Annotated in this window: 16 protein-coding genes; 8 read left to right on the top strand and 8 right to left on the bottom strand. The window is 62.2% G+C overall.

Translation table 11 applies throughout. The features are described 5' to 3' along the window. The first annotated feature begins 85 nt into the window (after positions 1–85). On the top strand, positions 86–319 hold the full coding sequence (locus tag P6U30_RS07555) for a hypothetical protein (protein WP_407168794.1): 234 nt from the start codon (positions 86–88) through the stop codon (positions 317–319). A gap of 42 nt (positions 320–361) precedes the next feature. On the opposite strand, the gene P6U30_RS07550 is transcribed toward P6U30_RS07555, so the two are convergent. From P6U30_RS07550 to P6U30_RS07535, 4 genes are all read right to left on the bottom strand, one after another. After that, on the bottom strand, positions 362–760 hold the full coding sequence (locus P6U30_RS07550) for a thioesterase family protein (protein ID WP_407168793.1): 399 nt from the start codon (positions 758–760) through the stop codon (positions 362–364). 67 nt (positions 761–827) lie between these two features. Then, positions 828–1061: a hypothetical protein gene (locus tag P6U30_RS07545; protein WP_407150740.1), complete on the bottom strand. Its 234-nt coding sequence runs from the start codon at positions 1059–1061 to the stop codon at positions 828–830. Positions 1062–1114: 53 nt separating this feature from the next. Continuing rightward, positions 1115–1390 carry a chaperone modulator CbpM gene (locus P6U30_RS07540; RefSeq protein ID WP_407168792.1) on the bottom strand — a complete coding sequence of 92 codons (276 nt, stop codon included), beginning with the start codon at positions 1388–1390 and terminating at the stop codon, positions 1115–1117. Further along, positions 1387–2289 (bottom strand): DnaJ C-terminal domain-containing protein, encoded by a 903-nt coding sequence (locus tag P6U30_RS07535; RefSeq protein WP_407168791.1) that lies wholly within the window; start codon positions 2287–2289, stop codon positions 1387–1389. The genes P6U30_RS07540 and P6U30_RS07535 overlap by 4 nt, the downstream gene beginning before the upstream one ends. 1136 nt (positions 2290–3425) lie before the next feature. On the opposite strand from P6U30_RS07535, the gene clpB reads away from it, so the two are divergent. The 5 genes from clpB (at position 3426) to P6U30_RS07510 (ending at position 8671) form a co-directional block, all read left to right on the top strand. Further along, positions 3426–6038 (top strand): ATP-dependent chaperone ClpB, encoded by a 2613-nt coding sequence (clpB, locus tag P6U30_RS07530; RefSeq protein WP_407168790.1) that lies wholly within the window; start codon positions 3426–3428, stop codon positions 6036–6038. A gap of 95 nt (positions 6039–6133) precedes the next feature. Further along, positions 6134–6406 carry a DUF2171 domain-containing protein gene (locus P6U30_RS07525; protein ID WP_407150736.1) on the top strand — a complete coding sequence of 91 codons (273 nt, stop codon included), beginning with the start codon at positions 6134–6136 and terminating at the stop codon, positions 6404–6406. A 114-nt stretch (positions 6407–6520) separates the two neighbouring features. After that, positions 6521–7582, top strand: a complete 1062-nt coding sequence (locus P6U30_RS07520) for a Dyp-type peroxidase (RefSeq protein WP_407168789.1) — start codon at positions 6521–6523, stop codon at positions 7580–7582. Next, positions 7575–8393, top strand: coding sequence for a family 1 encapsulin nanocompartment shell protein (locus tag P6U30_RS07515; RefSeq protein ID WP_407168788.1), 819 nt, complete (start codon positions 7575–7577; stop codon positions 8391–8393). The genes P6U30_RS07520 and P6U30_RS07515 overlap by 8 nt, the downstream gene beginning before the upstream one ends. An 83-nt stretch (positions 8394–8476) precedes the next feature. Then, on the top strand, positions 8477–8671 hold the full coding sequence (locus P6U30_RS07510; RefSeq protein WP_407168787.1) for a hypothetical protein: 195 nt from the start codon (positions 8477–8479) through the stop codon (positions 8669–8671). A gap of 90 nt (positions 8672–8761) precedes the next feature. On the opposite strand, the gene P6U30_RS07505 is transcribed toward P6U30_RS07510, so the two are convergent. Next, a complete protein-coding gene (locus P6U30_RS07505) occupies positions 8762–9982 on the bottom strand; it encodes an MFS transporter (RefSeq protein ID WP_407170394.1) in 1221 nt (406 codons plus the stop codon). 193 nt (positions 9983–10175) lie between these two features. On the opposite strand from P6U30_RS07505, the gene P6U30_RS07500 reads away from it, so the two are divergent. After that, entirely contained in the window at positions 10176–11387 is a 1212-nt protein-coding gene (locus P6U30_RS07500; protein ID WP_407168786.1) for an amidohydrolase family protein, read from the top strand. A gap of 62 nt (positions 11388–11449) precedes the next feature. Here P6U30_RS07500 and P6U30_RS07495 read toward each other — a convergent pair whose 3' ends face one another. From P6U30_RS07495 to P6U30_RS07485, 3 genes are all read right to left on the bottom strand, one after another. Next, positions 11450–12472, bottom strand: a complete 1023-nt coding sequence (locus P6U30_RS07495; RefSeq protein ID WP_407170393.1) for a glycoside hydrolase family 5 protein — start codon at positions 12470–12472, stop codon at positions 11450–11452. Between the two features lie 11 nt (positions 12473–12483). Then, positions 12484–13779: an O-antigen ligase family protein gene (locus P6U30_RS07490; RefSeq protein WP_407168785.1), complete on the bottom strand. Its 1296-nt coding sequence runs from the start codon at positions 13777–13779 to the stop codon at positions 12484–12486. Between the two features lie 89 nt (positions 13780–13868). After that, positions 13869–14705, bottom strand: coding sequence for a WecB/TagA/CpsF family glycosyltransferase (locus tag P6U30_RS07485; protein ID WP_407168784.1), 837 nt, complete (start codon positions 14703–14705; stop codon positions 13869–13871). A 527-nt stretch (positions 14706–15232) separates the two neighbouring features. On the opposite strand from P6U30_RS07485, the gene P6U30_RS07480 reads away from it, so the two are divergent. After that, complete coding sequence (locus P6U30_RS07480) at positions 15233–16366, top strand: GNAT family N-acetyltransferase (RefSeq protein ID WP_407168783.1); 1134 nt, start codon at positions 15233–15235, stop codon at positions 16364–16366. Positions 16367–16391: the final 25 nt, after the last annotated feature.

Below are 16391 nucleotides of genomic sequence, written 5' to 3'. Positions count from 1 at the left end.
TTGCTGCTGCAGCGCTTGGCCAGGCTCCCACGCGCTCGACCGGCGTGTCGTCAGCTGGCGCGTCCGAAGGAATGGAGATGACAAGATGGCATTCAAGACCCCGCACGTCTCGCTGGTGTCGTTCTCGGTAGAGATCAGTGCAAGGGACACGACCAATGTCATGCTGATCGAGACGGACCTGCATCTGAACGTACGGCATCCAAGCTACGATGCCGCAGCCGTGGAGCGGCTGACACAGGCTGCGCGCGCGTATCTTGCCGGAAATGCCGACCAGGTCACGCAGATCAGGCTGGTCTCCAATCGCAGCGGTCAGACGTGACGCGCCCATCCCGTGCGTGCGACGGTCAACGATACAGCCGTCCTATCGACGCGCCTTCGTATCAAGGCGTTGCGCGAGACGGCGTAAGTCGATTACCGTCCGCTCATGGGTGCCGTGCCCAATCTCCTCAACCTCATCACGCGCGGTCACCGCGAAGACGATCTGCCTGCCCTCGACCCGGACCACCTCCGCTTCGGCCGTGACCCGCTGCCCGAGCGGCGTCGCCGCGACATGGCGGACGTCCACCAGCGTGCCGAGCGCGCTCTCACCGGGCTCCAGGTAGCTGCGAATGGCGTCGAGCGCGGCATTCTCCATCACCAGGATCATGATCGGCGTTGCCAGCACCGGCGGCAACATCGCATCCTTGAATCGGCTTGCCAGGTGGTCGGGTCCGACCACGAGCGCGGAGCTTCCCTTCACTCCCGGGGATATCGCACGCATCTTCACCTCCCAGTCGCTTGCCTGCTCCTGCCCCGTGACGCGTTCGGCCGTTCGTATAGGATGGCGATCAGCCTGACGCGCCGGTGCCCAGAAATGCCGGCATCAGGTCCTCCTGGACGATGATGCGCGCGGCCTCCGGCGTCAATTCACTGCCGACGAGATCGAGATTCTTCGCAGCCTCCAGCAGCATCGCTCGGACCTCGTCCGGCGAGAGCACACCCTTCATGACAAGCTTCCTGACCAGTGCTTGAAGGATGAGGACGTCGATCTGACCGTGCGCGAGCTGCGTCGGCTTTTCCATGAGTGTGGTCTCCCCGGGTCAAGGCGCGATGACGATTCTCGTCCCCTTGCGGATCAGCGCGAGGGCTTCGGCATGTCCGCGTGCAGTTGTTCGAATGCCTTCCGTAGGCCATGAAGCTGATCGACGAGATGGAGGATGACGTCGACGCCCTCGTCATTGACCCCGAGATCGGCCTTCAGGTCACGGATCAGATGGGCGCGTGCCACGTCGGTCTCGGAAAAGCTGATGTCCGCGGTGGTCCGATCCGGGATGAGCCATTGCTGCTCGATCCAGAACTCCAGGGTCTGCACCTCGACACCGGCGTTGTTCAGGAACTGCTGCTTGTTCATGATGCGCCTTCCTCACGCGGATTGAACGCCTTCCGATCCCACGTCGACACGAACGCCTCGAGCTCAGGATCGGATCCCTTCGGCAGGACAACCTTGAGCTTGACGAACTCGTCGCCGTGACCGCCGCCATGGCGCGGCGCGCCCTTGCCCCTGAGCCGCATCGTCGTGCCGGTGTTCGACCCCTTCGGAACCGTCATGGTGACATCGCCGGTCGGCGTCGGAACGCGAACTTTTCCGCCGAGCACCGCCTCGGAGAGCGAGATCGGCAATTCCAGCGAGATATCGTCGCCGTCGCGCGTGAAGCGCGGATCGGGCCGAACCTCCACCTCGATCAACGCATCTCCGGGCCCACCCTTGCCGGAGCCGGCAGCACCCTTGCCGCGCAGCCGGAGCACCTGCCCATCGACGAGCCCCGGCGGGATCGTCACGTCGAGCGTGCCGCCGTCGGGCAAGGTCAGTCGTTTGCTCGCGCCGGTGATCGATTCCGCAAAGTCAATCGTCAGGCTGTAGTGCAGGTCGCGCCCGCGCCGGTTCGCGCGCGCCTCCTGGCTGCGCCTCAGTAGGTCGGCGAACGCGTCGTCCGAATCCATGAAATCCGCGTAGCCGGAACTGTCCGCGTAGGGATGTCCCTGATCGGAGGTGGCAAAATCGCGATAGAAGTGATGCTGTGGCCGCTCCGCGCCGCTCGCATCGATCTCGCCGGCGTCGAAGCGCTTGCGCTTCTCGGCATCTCCGAGCAGATCGTACGCGCCGGCGACCTCCTTGAATTTATCCTCAGCGGCCTTGTCGCCGGGATTGAGATCCGGATGCAGCTTCTTTGCGAGCTTTCGATATGCCTTCTGGATATCGGCCGAAGACGCCGTCGGGGCAACGCCAAGAATCTCGTACGGATTTCTCACGACCTGCTCCGCAACATCACACTGCACCCAAGGTCATGAGGGCTCAAAATGCGCCGAATTGCAACACTCCTCGTGACAGCTCATCCCGCGACGATAGCGTCGCCGGCGTAGCGTTCACATCGAGGCAGGCAGGCCTCGGTCGTCCATTCGCCGGGTGCGGTATCGGATGGCCTTATAGGTCAGAGCAGCGAGCGCCCATGCCTCGGGACGCTATGACGTATGTCCGGGGTCCAGATAGTTCGGCATGTTCTTCTCCTGCTGAGGTGTCATTCTGGCGGTGTCCGGTTTGCCCACCACTCCCCTCGGACCAAGCAAGGCTCGCGTGATGTCGTCTTCGCTCAAGCGCGGCTTTCGATCGTCGAGTTGTCCGTCGCCTCCGTGACTCGGTCCCATGACTCACCTCCTGCGGATGATCTCCCTTGAATTACGATCCAGAGCATAGCGCGACGCGGCGGAAAAGTCCGGCAGGGCGTGTGCGAATTGCTCGGCGCTCGGGCCCTTCTCTTCTCTTCGGCGGGACGCACGCGGCAGAGCCGCAGGCCCTACCGGCGACGCGAGACCGCGCTTCCGGCCGAGCCACCTCGTCATGTCGTGCCTCCGCGTCCGCTGATCGTCAACAAGGACAACAACCCTCTCTGATTATGCCGGATAACCAATGTGGAGGGAACGCGGTCGACGTCAGCCCTCGCACCGCGCTCGGACTGCGGCGGCGAAGCGTCGATCTTCGTACCATTGTAACCGTTGTAATAGTCCTGGGAGGCGATAGCACAGCCGCATCGAGGCAAGCTCATCGGCTCAGCCGGCATTGGTGGGTGCCTCCTGGCGGAGTCCGTCATCGCCAAGGCGCGAATCCGATCCATCGAGACGCGGGGACCAACGGCCTGGGGTCGTTGCGCCCGGCGAGTGAGCGTCTCACATTTCGCGTGGCTGATGGCGGCTGACAGACAGCGGCGGACGTCGCACATTGACTATCCGATGAAAGGATCACACGATGAGACGGTCGTGCACAGCCACGTTGCACTCTCGGTCGACCGAGCGCGAATTTAGTTGATGTCATCATTCCGCCACCTGTCGACGGCGCCAATGAGTGGCTTTGAGCGGCTCGTCCTGTTGCGTTGTTGCCCTGAGGTGCCAAGATGAACGTAGAGAACTACACCGATCGCGTACGCGGCTTCATCCAGTCGGCGCAATCGCTCGCCATGCGCGAGGGGCATCAGCAATTCTCGACGCTTCACATCTTGAAAGTGTTGCTCGACGACAGCGAAGGCCTTGCGGCAGGTCTGATCGACCGGTCGGGCGGCAACTCGCGCGCGATCCTGAAAGCGACCGAGGACGCGCTGGCGAAGCTGCCGAAAGTCTCCGGCGCCGGCTCGGGACAGATCTATCTGGCGCCCGAGACGGCACGCGCCTTCACGGCGGCGGAACAGGCCGCGGACAAGGCCGGCGACAGTTTCGTCACCGTGGAGCGGCTGTTGCAGGCTTTGGCAGCCGACAGGGACAGCGACGCCGGCAAGCTGCTCGCCAAGGGCGGCGTCAGTCCGCAGAACCTGAACGCAGCCATCAATGCCTTGCGCAAGGGACGCACCGCCGACAGCGCGTCCGCCGAGAACGCCTACGATGCGCTGAAGAAGTACGCCCGCGATCTCACGCAGGCTGCACGCGACGGCAAGCTCGATCCGGTGATCGGCCGCGACGAGGAGATCCGCCGCACCATCCAGGTGCTGTCGCGGCGAACCAAGAACAATCCCGTTCTGATCGGTGAGCCTGGGGTGGGCAAGACCGCGATCGTCGAGGGCCTGGCGCTGCGGATCGTCAACGGCGACGTACCGGAAAGCCTGCAGGACAAGGCGCTGCTCGGGCTCGACCTCGGCGCGCTGATCGCCGGCGCCAAGTATCGCGGCGAGTTCGAGGAGCGGCTGAAGGCCGTATTGCAGGAGGTGACCTCAGCCGAGGGCGGCATCATCCTGTTCATCGACGAGATGCACACGCTGATCGGCGCCGGCAAGGCCGACGGCGCGATGGACGCCTCGAACCTCTTGAAGCCGGCGCTGGCCCGCGGCGAGCTGCACTGCATCGGCGCCACCACGCTCGATGAGTATCGCAAGCATGTCGAGAAGGATCCGGCGCTCGCCCGCCGCTTCCAGCCAGTGTTCGTGTCGGAGCCGACGGTCGAGGACACCATCTCGATCCTGCGCGGCCTCAAGGACAAGTATGAGCAGCATCACGGCGTCCGCATCGCGGACTCCGCGCTGGTTGCAGCCGCCACGCTGTCGAACCGCTACATCACCGACCGCTTCCTGCCAGACAAGGCGATCGATCTGATGGACGAGGCGGCGGCGCGACTGAAGATGCAGGTCGATTCCAAGCCGGAAGAGCTCGACTCACTCGACCGCGAGATCATCCGGCTCAAGATCGAGCAGGAAGCGCTGAAGAAAGAGACCGACCGCGGCTCCAAGAGCCGCCTCGAGACGCTGGAGAAGGACCTCGCCGACCTCGAAAAGAAGTCGGCGGACATGACGTCGAGATGGCGATCGGAGAAAAGCAAACTCTCCGACGCCCAGAAGATGAAGGGCGAACTCGAGCAGTTGCGCACCGAGCTCGCCAACGCGCAGCGCAAGGGGGAATTCCAGAAGGCAGGCGAGCTCGCCTACAGTCGCATTCCGGACCTTGAAAAGAAGCTCGCCACCGTCGAGGCCAGCGAGACCTCGTCGGCCAGCGAAACGGTGACCGCCGACAACATCGCGCAAGTGGTCTCGCGCTGGACCGGCGTGCCGGTCGACAAGATGCTGGAAGGCGAGAAGGACAAGCTGCTGCGCATGGAGGAGATGCTCGGCAAGCGCGTCGTCGGCCAGGCCCAGGCGGTGCGCGCAGTCTCGACCGCGGTGCGCCGTGCGCGTGCCGGCCTGCAGGATCCCAACCGGCCGATCGGCTCCTTCATGTTCTTAGGACCCACCGGCGTCGGCAAGACCGAGCTCGCCAAGGCGCTCGCCGAATATCTGTTCGACGACGAGACCGCGATGATCCGCCTCGACATGTCCGAATACATGGAGAAGCATTCGGTGGCGCGGCTGATCGGCGCGCCTCCCGGCTATGTCGGCTATGACGAGGGCGGCGCGCTCACCGAGGCGGTACGGCGCCGGCCTTACCAAGTGGTGTTGTTCGATGAAATAGAGAAAGCGCATCCTGACGTATTCAACGTGCTGCTGCAGGTGCTCGACGACGGCCGTCTGACCGACGGCCAGGGCCGCACCGTCGACTTCCGCAACACGCTGATCATCATGACCTCGAATATCGGGGCCGAATATCTCGTCAACCAGCCCGAAGGCCAGGACACCAGTGCGGTGCGGGACCAGGTCATGAACATGGTGCGGGCGCACTTCCGTCCTGAATTCCTCAACCGCGTCGACGAGATCATCTTGTTCCATCGGCTGCAGAAGAGCGAGATGGGCCGGATCGTCGAGATCCAGTTCGCGCGGCTGCGCAAACTGCTGGAGGACCGCAAGATCGAGCTGGAGCTCGATCCGAAGGCACGAGACTGGCTCGCCGAGAAGGGCTGGGATCCCGCCTACGGCGCTCGCCCGCTGAAGCGCGTGATCCAGCGCAGCGTGCAGGATCCGCTCGCCGAGATGATCCTCGCCGGCGACGTGCGCGACGGCTCGGAGGTGAAGATCTCCGCGACCACGGCAGGCCTCACCTTCAACGGCAAGAAGCCGGAAACCGCCGGAGCCGACGAATTCGAATCGGCGTGAGACCGACCCAGACAATGATGCACAGACGCGCGATGTCATCGCGGCGTCATCTCGCGGCATCATAGGCAAGCTGGCCCTCAACCAAGGAGGAACACATGTCGGAGCTGAAGATCAAGGACGGTATGGAGGTCATCGGCGCCGATGGCGTGCACGTCGGCACCGTTGATCGCGTTGAAGGCAGCCGCATCAAGCTTACGAAGCGTGACAGCGGCGAAGGGCTGCACAAGGGCCACCATCACTATGTCGAGCTCGGCTTTGTCGCTGGCGTCGAAGGCACCAAGGTTCGTCTCTCGGCGAACGCCGCGATTGCGGTGACGCTTGAGGAAGAGAAGTCCGGAAAGCCGGCTGGTCCTTCAGCAGACGCCTAGCAATTCGGGCTCTTGTAAAGCTAACCGTTGCATGCTCCTCTCCCCGTGCTCGGATATTCGCCGAGCGCCTTGCTCGTTGCGCTCTTGGAATGATAGTTCGGTAAGGAGAGATGCGTGCCATCAGCCGTCCCGCAACCGGTCGCTGCGAAGCTGACGCGCGCCGCTATCTTCCTTGCCGTCACGCTCAAGCCCAATCCGGAATATGACGCGGTGGTGCGGTCGCTGTGCGGCGATCTGACCGCGTTGGTACGCGCCGTTGGATTCCGCGACCTCGAGGGCCGGCTGTCATGTGTCATGGGAATCGGCTCCGACGCATGGGACCGATTGTTCGGCGCGCCGAAGCCGAAGGATCTGCACCCGTTTCGCGAGATCCATGGCGTCCACCACGCCGTCGCAACGCCGGGCGACCTCCTGTTTCACATCCGCGCCGTGCCGATGGACCTGTGCTTCGAGCTCGCGACGCAGATCGTGGCTCGGCTCGGCGATGCGATCGCCTCGTCGGACGAGGTGCACGGCTTCAAGTATTTCGACGAACGCGACCTGCTCGGCTTTGTCGACGGGACGGAGAACCCGGAGGACCAGGCGGCGCTGGATGCCACTGTCATCGGCGATGAAGATGCGGCCTTTGCCGGCGGCAGTTATGTGATCGTGCAGAAGTATCTGCACGACATGAAGAAGTGGAACGAGCTGCCGGTCGAGATGCAGGAGAAGATCATCGGCCGGACCAAACTGTCCGACATCGAGCTGGACGATGCGGTGAAGCCGAGCTACGCGCACAACGCCCTGACCACGATCGTGGAGAACGGCGAAGAGCTCGACATCGTCCGCGACAACATGCCTTTCGGCAATATCAGCAAGGGCGAGTTCGGCACTTATTTCATCGGCTATGCAAAGTCTCCGCATCGGATCGAGCAGATGCTGGAGAACATGTTCGTCGGCCGGCCGCCAGGCAATTACGATCGCCTGCTCGACTTCAGCCGCGCCGTGACCGGCACGTTGTACTTCATCCCGTCCGTGACGTTCCTCGAGGACGCCGCGACCGCGGGACCCGCTTGTTCGACCGCAGAGCTGTCTCTGGACGGCGATCAGGCCGACGATGCCCCTACACCGAAAATGCCGCCGCCCGATGGCTCGCTCGGTATCGGCTCACTGAAAGGAAAGGCTGCACATGAATAATCTTCATCGGGGACTCGCCCCCATCTCAGACGCGGCATGGGCCCAGATTGAAGAGGAAGCCTCGCGCACCCTGAAGCGCCATTTGGCGGCGCGCCACGTGGTGGATGTCGATGGTCCGAAGAGCACGGACTTCTCCGCGGTCGGCACCGGCCATGTCAGGAAGATCCCGACGCCGGGCGACGGGGTCGAGGCAACGCAACGCGACGTCAGGGCCCTCGTGGAATTGCGCGTCCCCTTCGAACTGAGCCGTCAGGCCATCGACGACGTCGAGCGCGGCTCCAACGATTCCGACTGGGATCCGCTGAAAGCTGCAGCGCGCAAGATCGCTTTCGCAGAGGACCGCGCCGTGTTTGACGGATACGCCGCGGCGGGAATTCAGGGCATCCGCCAGGGCAGCAGCAACCCGGTGCTGACGCTGCCGTCCAACGTCAAGGGCTATCCGGGCGTGGTCGCGCAAGCGGTGAGCCAATTGCGGCTGGCGGGCGTCAACGGTCCCTATACGCTGTTGCTCGGCACCGAACCCTATACCGCAATCGGCGGCGCGACCGACGATGGTTATCCAGTGCTCGAGCACATCCAGCGCCTGGTCGACGGGAAAATCATCTGGGCGCCGGCCATCGAGGGCGGCGTCATGCTGACCACCCGCGGCGGCGACTTTCAGCTCTCGATCGGCCAGGACCTTTCGATCGGGTATCTGGGCCATTCGGCGACAAGCGTGCAACTCTATTTCCAGGAGACCATCACCTTCCTGATGCTGACGAGCGAGGCCTCCGTGGCCCTGGCATTGGAAGCGAAGAAGAAGCCCGCCTGACGCGGACGTCGACGGGTCGGAGCGGCCTCGGGTCGTCCCGCGCCAGAGATCCCGTCCAACACGAAACGGAGAGGAGGCCCGCAATGCAGGAATACGATCTCTACATCAATCCGCAGAAAGCCTCGATCGGCCTCTACGTCCGCAAGGGCGCAGGTCTTCCCGATCTCGCCGACTCCAAGGACTGGGTATTTGACGGCACCGCCGCCGAGGCCAGCCTGCCGCCGGCCGTGGTGAAGGAGATCGAAGCCAACGGTCACGCCTTTCGCGACATGGATTGAGACGAAGGCCCGGTCGTCGATTCTGCCGATCGACTCGATCGGCAGACTCCTGTTTGCAGCCGCGCGTGACACCAAGCGGGAGCTCGGCGGTCACTTGTCGCCGGTTTTGACGGGGGCCGTCTCCGGCATCAGGCCCATGGCAACGAGACCGACGATCGCCGCGAGCAGAAGATACCAGGACGGCGCCAACGGGTCGCCGGACACGTGAAGCAGCCATGTGACCACGAGCTGCGCGGTCCCGCCAAACGCCGCGATCGCAACCGCATAGATCGTGGCAAAGACGCCGCCACGAATGTTCTGCGGCAATGCTTCGGTGAAGTTCGCATAGAAGGCCGTGAACGGCAAAGACCCGATGAATGACAGGATGCCGAAGCCGATGAGCAGCGACGACATTCCGGGATCCTGCACGATCCAGAGAAAGGTCGGATAGGTCAGCACCAGCACGGCCAATTGCGGCCAGACCATGATCGGCTTGCGTCCGAATCGGTCCGCCAGCCAGCCGCCGTATAACGCACCGATGATCTGAAGACCGTTGCTCACGAGCGAGACGGCAAACGCGAGCGACGACGACACATGCAAGGTGTTCTTGGCATAGGTCGTCATATACTGGGTCACGTAGGTCGAGATCGTACCGCTGGCGAGGATCATCAGCGCCAACACGATCACCCGGATATACCGGCGCGCCTGCACGGCATGGCTCGAACTCTCGACATGCGCGGCGACGTGCTCTTCGTGTGAAATCGTTTCCGGCAGCGTGCGGCGCATCCACAGGCCGAACGGCAGGCAGACAGCGCCAATCAGAAATGCGATGCGCCATCCGTAGGCTTGGATCATGTCGGGCGTCATCACGCTGCTCAGGATGACACCGACCAAAGCGCCGGCGGTCGCAGCGATCTCCTGGCTGGCGGGTTGCCACGCCACCACCAGGCCGCGACGCAGCGGCGAAGCGATCTCGACGAGATAGGCCGTGGTCGGCCCAACCTCGCCGCCAAGCGCAAATCCCTGCACCATGCGCGCAGCGATCACGACGACCGGCGCGGCCAGACCGATCGAGTCGTAGGACGGCGTGAGCGCGATGGTCAGGATCGCGGCCCCCATCAACGCGAAGCTCAGCAACATGGCCGGCCGCCGCCCGACGCGGTCGGAATAGATGCCGAGCGCGATACCGCCGATCGGCCGCGTCAGAAACCCTGCGCCAAAGGTCGCCAGCGACAACATCAGGCTGCCATATGCGCTGTGCGCGGGAAAGAAGGTATGGCCGATCTCGATCGCGAAGAAACTGTAGGTGATGAAGTCATAGAACTCCAGCATATTGCCGATCGTCGCGGCAAATGCTGCGCGTTGGACGCTGAACTCCTGCTGGCCTTGAATGTCCGGCAACGATCCCGGTTCCTTGCGCTCCCGACGTGTGCGGATAATATTCTCCCGGCTGTGTTAAGCAAGGCACGGCACGTCCACGCGGCCCATGCCCGGGCCGCGGTCAACAAAAAAGGATTGGGACTTGATGGCGATCGATCGACTCTTTGCCAATGCGCGCTTCGCCGACGGTTCTCGCGGCAACATGCTGGTCCGCGATGGTCGTATCGTTGCGATCGAGCGTTCCGAGCATCGCGCGGCCGGTGTCGATGTCATCGACCTCGACCACGCGCTGGTCGTTCCCGGCTTCGTCGAAGGCCACATTCATCTCGATACCAGCTTCTATGGCGACACCTGGCGGCCACACAAGCCGTGCACGAAAGGCTTCGACGTGCGCGAGCGTGTGGCATTTCAGGCCGAGAATCTCGCCGCCGCCGCTCCCATGGACGTGCGCGCGCGGAACCAGCTTGATCTCTGCATCGGGCACGGCACGACGCACATGCGCAGTCACGTCATGGTGGATGGTTCCGTGGGTCTGAAGTCGCTGGAAACCATTCTCGGGGTGCGCGACGAATACCGGGACCTGATCGACATCCAGCTCGTCGCCTTTCCACAAAGCGGGATCCTCAGCAGCCCGGGCACGCCGCAACTGCTCGACGAGGCGATCAAGCTCGGAGCCAACGTTGTCGGCGGCCTCGATCCCGCAAGCTTCGATCGCAATGTCGAAGGTCATCTCGATGTCGTCTTCGGCGTCGCGCAAAGGCACGGCGTCGACGTCGACATTCATCTTCATGACGCTGGCATGCTCGGTGCCTTCGAAATCGAACAGATCGCGACACGCACGCGAGCACTCGGGATGGAAGGCCATGTCGCCGTCAGTCATGCCTATGGGCTCGGCGACATTCCGGCAGACACGCTGAAGAAGATTGCCGACATTCTGGCGCGCTCGGGGGTCGCAATCATGACGAATGCACCGGGCAGCCGACCGTTTCCCCCGATCATGACGCTCCGGGCGGCGGGCGTCACGGTGTTCAGCGGAAACGATAACATCCGCGACTCCTGGTGGCCCTATGGCGATGGCGACATGCTGGGCCGCGCGATGATGATCGGATATCGATCGGGTTTCTACACCGATGAAGAACTCGGCATCGCGTTCGACCTGGTCACCGCGGCCGGCGCCAGGGCGCTCAGGCTCGAGGACTACGGCCTGCACATCGGCGCGAGGGCGGACTTCGTGACGCTGAAGGCCGAGCATATCCAGGAAGCCGTGGTCGCACGGCCCGCGGGGCGTTCCGTCTTCAAGGGCGGAAGGCTCACGGCGCGTGACAATCGTGTCGTCAAGGATACTGGTCAAGCCTGATCGGGCCTATCGGAGTTGAGCCTTCGATCAGATCTACAGAACCACCGGCGGCTGGGCGATCTTTACCGCGCCGAGGGAATGATCGCGTGCAGGATATCCCGATTCCACGCCTGACGCGTGCCATCGAACGCAGCAAAATCGTGATCGAACTGCCAGTAAGCCCACGCCCAGCCGTATCGCTCGGCGGTTCTCGCCACGAACGACAGGTATTTCGTCCGGCTGTCCGAAGGAGCGCGCTCGTAGACGCCGAACTCGCCGAGGTAGATCGGACGTCTTTCCCGTTCCGACCAGAGACGGACCTTGTCGAAGTCGGCCGTGACCTTCGCTTCATCTTCGGCGCTGCCCCAACTCAAGGGTCCGATCTTCGAGAACGTCGGCGACCACGGCGCGCCCTGATGCGTGAATTGAAGGGGCGCGTAATAGTGAAAGGTCACAATCAGTCTTCTGTCCTCGGCCGGCAACGCCAGTTCATCGATCGGCGCTTCCTCGGTATTCAACGCCGCGACGATGACGCCCCGCTCGGGATTACCCACCCGGATGATGCGAAGGCATTCGCCCAGCAGCGAATTCCACTGCGCCGAGGTCATGTTTCCTCCGGGCTCATTCAGGATCTCGAACAGCAATGCCGGATATCTCCCGGCGTAGCGCGATGCGATCTGCCGCCAAAATGCCTTGAGCTTCTCCGCGCATGCCGCGACATCACGCTGGCAAAGGTCCGTATCGTGCTCGTCAACGATCGGAATCAGCCTTCTGGCGAGTGCCTGCTCGATCACGACATCGAGCCGCCTCAGGACAGCTTCGTCCAGCACGTTCTCGGAATCCATATGCTTGAATCCAAAGAAATTGATCCTGACGTGCGAGAAGCCCGCCTTGCGAATGGCGGTCAAGTTTTCGAGACGAAATGGCGCATTCTGGTAGCCCTCCCAGAGGCCGTCATATCCGAGAATATTGATGCCACGCCCAAGCGCCGGCATCGCCGCAGGCTGACCTGGTCCCGCTGCATCAACCGGCGAAGTCAGCACCGCGAGTAGAAGTGCCAGAAGCCAGTTGACGGCCCCTGGCCAGCGTGCGCGAACGGCCATCATTGCGCTCCAATTCACGATGGCTGTGGATTTGCAGCGTAGACAGGTCTGCATACCGCAAAAAAGAAGGACACCAGCAGCACCGACGTGAACGTCGTCGAACGAAGGAAGGTCGTTTCGGTAAAATTTGTCTGACAAGTGAGGAAGACAAACCCAATGATGAGGGCGCAGTGAGATCGGTCAATTGCCCGCGCAGAGATCAGGTAGCGCACCTTGCTTGAGAACAGGAACACGCTTGCCATGAAAAGAACGTAGCCCAGGAATCCCGTTTCAATGAGAATGGCGATGTAGCCGTTATGATAATTGTCGAGCACCCAGCCGTGATTCTGCTGGAAATAGTCGTAGATCGCCGGATTGGTCCAGAACCCGTTGATTCCGAATCCGATCAACGGCGCGTTGTCGAAATGGCTGATTGCGTACTGCCAAATGAACGTTCTCTCGGTGAAGTCGATCGTCGAGTCGAAGATGTGGATGGCGTCGTACCCCGTCGTATAGAAGTACAGGAACAGCACCGCGGCCGCGACGCACATGACACACGGCAGTACCGCGTATACCTTCATGCATCTCACTGACCACAAGGACGTCAAGACCAAGGCGCAGGCGACCAGCGCCAGCGCGCCCGCGCCCCGCGATTCCGACCCGATGACGCAGGTCGAAGCGATCAGGAACGTCACCAGGAAGGGCAGCCATCCCTGCCCGGTGATCTTCCGATAGCACGCAAAGAACATGAGATAGGCACCGGCGAAACCCAGGGTTTGCTTCGACTCGAAGACGCCTTGCCACTGACCGTTGTGCATCCAGGTACGATCGATGCCGATGTCCGGTACGAACATCGCAAAAACGGCAGATGCAGCCACCAGAACAAGGAGGCCCCTCGCGGTCGATTTGACGATGTCATCGATGTCGACGCGGGTGATGAGACAGAACGCACCAAAGGTTGTTATCGCGAGCGCCGCAGCCTTCATGAAGGCGGCAGCGCTCAGATTCGTCCAGAGCACGGAGATCGCGGCAAAGGCGTAGAACGAGACGATCGCGACCGTGTCGAGGTTGAATGCCAGCCGCAGAACCGGGCGCAGAAACGCGCTCGCGTAGATCAGCACACCCCACATCAGGAGGGCGACGGATTGCTGCACATAAGCCTGCTCGGCCGCCAGTAAGCCCGCGTTGAAGTTCCCCATCGACATCACCATGTTGATGGTGATCGACCAATTGATGACGGTTCGTGCAAAGTTCTCCGCTTCGACACTGGGCGCCTGCCAGATCGAACTCTCGACTTGGTCCCAATCCATCTCAGCCGGCGCTCTGGTCATGGCTCGAACTTCATGAAGCAGGCTCAAATCTTTGCTGGTCCGGGCGCGGCGACCGAAGCATAGGCATCCGTGCTCGGGGCTCCATCGCTTCAGTCTCGTTTCGTACGCGAAGCCAAGGTGCGGTTGAACAGAAGATAAAGAGCGTGCGGATTGGTCGTGAGGTAGCGCCAGAACAGCCGCCGCGGCTCGAGCCAGAGCCGCCAGGCCCACTCCAATCCGAAGTTCTGCATCCATTGTGGCGCGCGCGGCCGGCTGCCCGACAGGAAGTTGAACAGCCCGCCGGAGGTCTTGATGACGCCGACACGGGCAAGCCGCGGCATGAACTCTTCGACGAACGCCTGCTCGTAGGGTACGCCGAGCGCGACCCAAAGAAAGTCCGGCGCTAATGCGTTGATCTCATCGACCTTGGATCGCAGCGCTTCGCCGCGCAGGTAACCGTGCGAATGACCAACGATCTTGAGCTTCGGATACATGCTGCGGACGTTTGCGACCGCGGCCTCGTTCTCCGCTTCGTCGGCGCCGAACATGTAGAAAGTCAGCCCGAGTGCCTGCGCCTTGCGCGCGACAACGTGGAATAGATCGGTCGTCGCGACACGTTCGGGCAGCGGCTTTTGAGACCGGAGCTTCGACATCATGACCAGCGGCTGCCCGTCGGCATTGATCAGGTCGGCCGAACGGAACAGGCGATCGGTCACCGGCTCGGTCGAGCATCGCGAGAGCACCTCGCCATTGGCCGACGTCAGATAGAGCGGCCGGCTGACGCGCCGGCGCGGGAATACCGCATCGATCATGAAATCCGCCGTCTGCTCGAGATCGACCACGGCGAGCCGCAGTCCGCCAACCGTCTCCCGAGGGATACTTGCTGTCGCGGCTCTGCCGACAGGATTGGCACGACGTTCACGCGTCCTCAGCGCTTTGCTCGGCATCGGTGTCACCGCGGCGAGATCTGCCGGGGACTTCGGCTGCGCGCCGCGATCCGTGTTCCAAATCCGGACACGTGGGGCAGCCGCGTCGGAATTGATACGCCAGGCGCGTTCGCCGTCGTGTCGCAACGAGGATTTTTCGTTGGAAACACGCGCTTTCTGACTATGACTCAACATGTTTACCGGAGACTCCAATGCGTACGTGCCCCCAAGTGCAATATCCGGTCCAGCTCGCGCGCCAGCCCTGGCCAAGCTGGCTGGCCGGTCTGCCAACGGTTCGTTAACCGTAACGAGGATCGACCAACACGGCCCCATGCCAACGCCATTCGCTTGGCCGGAGCGAGGATGGGGCTGCGCCAGCCCGGTTCGATCTCACGCACGCTTCCGCCAACCATGCGGCCTCGAGATCGGCGAGGGCATTGTATTAATACAAATCGCATTCCGTTGCTGCCCGACCCGATCGGCCTTTGCTATAAGGACGCCGCGCTGGCTTGGCAGGCGCCTCGAAACCACCGGTTGTCTGGCCTCACATGAATAACAATGACGCGTTCGATGTGTGCATCGACGACGCATTCGACTTCCTGTCTCACGAATATGCGGAGTTGTTCAAGCACTCGGACGCCACCGCCTTTCAGCACCCGATATGGCTGAGCAGTCTCTACGGCAAGCTCGCGCCCGCTATGGCGGCGAAGCCGCTCGTTGTCGTCGTACGCCGTCGCGCAACAGGCGAACTCGCGGCAATACTGCCTCTGGTGCGCTTGCGACGCGGCCCCATGCGAACCGTTGAGTTCGCGGACCTGCGAGTATCCGACTATCTGGCACCTGTCTGCACCGTCCGGACCTTCGCCGATCTGCTCCAGGATCAGAGTGCCTGCGCGAAGCTTCGACAACTCGTCAGGCCATTTGATCTGTTGCGCATGCCCAAATTGCTCGATGCGAGGATGCCCATCGAGAGTCTTCTGGCGGCGCCACGCCGAGTTGCAACCAATACGAACTCGTATGCAACCGTTCTAACGGCACCGTTCGAACAATGGCGAACCAACGCCCTCAACCCTTCTTATCGGAAAGAACTCGCAAAGAAGTGGCGTCAGGTTCAGAAGAAGGGTGCACTGACCTTCTCATGTTGTGAGGACAACACTTCCATCCTGGAAGCGATGGAGACGATGAAGAAGTATCGTGGTCCGCGCTTCCAGGCGCAAGGCGATGGCGACCTGCTGCAGCGTCCCGAGTATTTCGACTTCTACTCCGACGTGGCGTTGCGCGGTCTGGGTTCATTAGTCCGGCTATACGTCATGAAGATAGACGGCAACGTGATTGCGACCGTGCTCGGCTTGTCTCACCGAGACAGCTTCCTCATCCTGATGACGGCATTCGATATCGCCGGATACAAGAGCCAATCGATCGGCGCGCTGACGTTCGAGCAGGTTGCGAAGGACTGTATCGAGCGTGGCGATCATATCCTTGACTTCACCATCGGGGACGAGCCGTACAAGAAGCTGTTCGGTGCTCAGCCCTCACCGATGTCGAGCGTGACGCAGGCCGGCAGCGCCGCCGGGTCAATTGCGATATTCGCCCTGAACCAGGCGCCGTGGATCAAACAAGCGGTCAAGAAAATGGTTGATTTCAGGGCCCAGCCGATCCGCACCTCGACTGACACACGTTAGCAGGTTCGGTTCCCTGCGAGGACCG

It is taken from the genome of Bradyrhizobium sp. ORS 111 (assembly GCF_045571485.1).
In the GTDB taxonomy this organism is placed as follows: domain Bacteria; phylum Pseudomonadota; class Alphaproteobacteria; order Rhizobiales; family Xanthobacteraceae; genus Bradyrhizobium.
Note: the sequence above shows the minus strand (reverse complement) of the source record. Positions and strands in the feature narration are given on the sequence as shown.

Bases quoted from the DNA above. Each gene is read 5' to 3' on its own strand.
- P6U30_RS07555 (WP_407168794.1), top strand. From the start codon at position 86: ATGGCATTCAAGACCCCGCACGTCTCGCTGGTGTCGTTCTCGGTAGAG.
- P6U30_RS07550 (WP_407168793.1), bottom strand. From the start codon at position 760: ATGCGTGCGATATCCCCGGGAGTGAAGGGAAGCTCCGCGCTCGTGGTC.
- P6U30_RS07545 (WP_407150740.1), bottom strand. From the start codon at position 1,061: ATGGAAAAGCCGACGCAGCTCGCGCACGGTCAGATCGACGTCCTCATC.
- P6U30_RS07540 (WP_407168792.1), bottom strand. From the start codon at position 1,390: ATGAACAAGCAGCAGTTCCTGAACAACGCCGGTGTCGAGGTGCAGACC.
- clpB (WP_407168790.1), top strand. From the start codon at position 3,426: ATGAACGTAGAGAACTACACCGATCGCGTACGCGGCTTCATCCAGTCG.
- P6U30_RS07525 (WP_407150736.1), top strand. From the start codon at position 6,134: ATGTCGGAGCTGAAGATCAAGGACGGTATGGAGGTCATCGGCGCCGAT.
- P6U30_RS07515 (WP_407168788.1), top strand. From the start codon at position 7,575: ATGAATAATCTTCATCGGGGACTCGCCCCCATCTCAGACGCGGCATGG.
- P6U30_RS07510 (WP_407168787.1), top strand. From the start codon at position 8,477: ATGCAGGAATACGATCTCTACATCAATCCGCAGAAAGCCTCGATCGGC.
- P6U30_RS07505 (WP_407170394.1), bottom strand. From the start codon at position 9,982: ATGCTGGAGTTCTATGACTTCATCACCTACAGTTTCTTCGCGATCGAG.
- P6U30_RS07500 (WP_407168786.1), top strand. From the start codon at position 10,176: ATGGCGATCGATCGACTCTTTGCCAATGCGCGCTTCGCCGACGGTTCT.
- P6U30_RS07495 (WP_407170393.1), bottom strand. From the start codon at position 12,472: ATGATGGCCGTTCGCGCACGCTGGCCAGGGGCCGTCAACTGGCTTCTG.
- P6U30_RS07490 (WP_407168785.1), bottom strand. From the start codon at position 13,779: ATGACCAGAGCGCCGGCTGAGATGGATTGGGACCAAGTCGAGAGTTCG.
- P6U30_RS07485 (WP_407168784.1), bottom strand. From the start codon at position 14,705: ATGCCGAGCAAAGCGCTGAGGACGCGTGAACGTCGTGCCAATCCTGTC.
- P6U30_RS07480 (WP_407168783.1), top strand. From the start codon at position 15,233: ATGAATAACAATGACGCGTTCGATGTGTGCATCGACGACGCATTCGAC.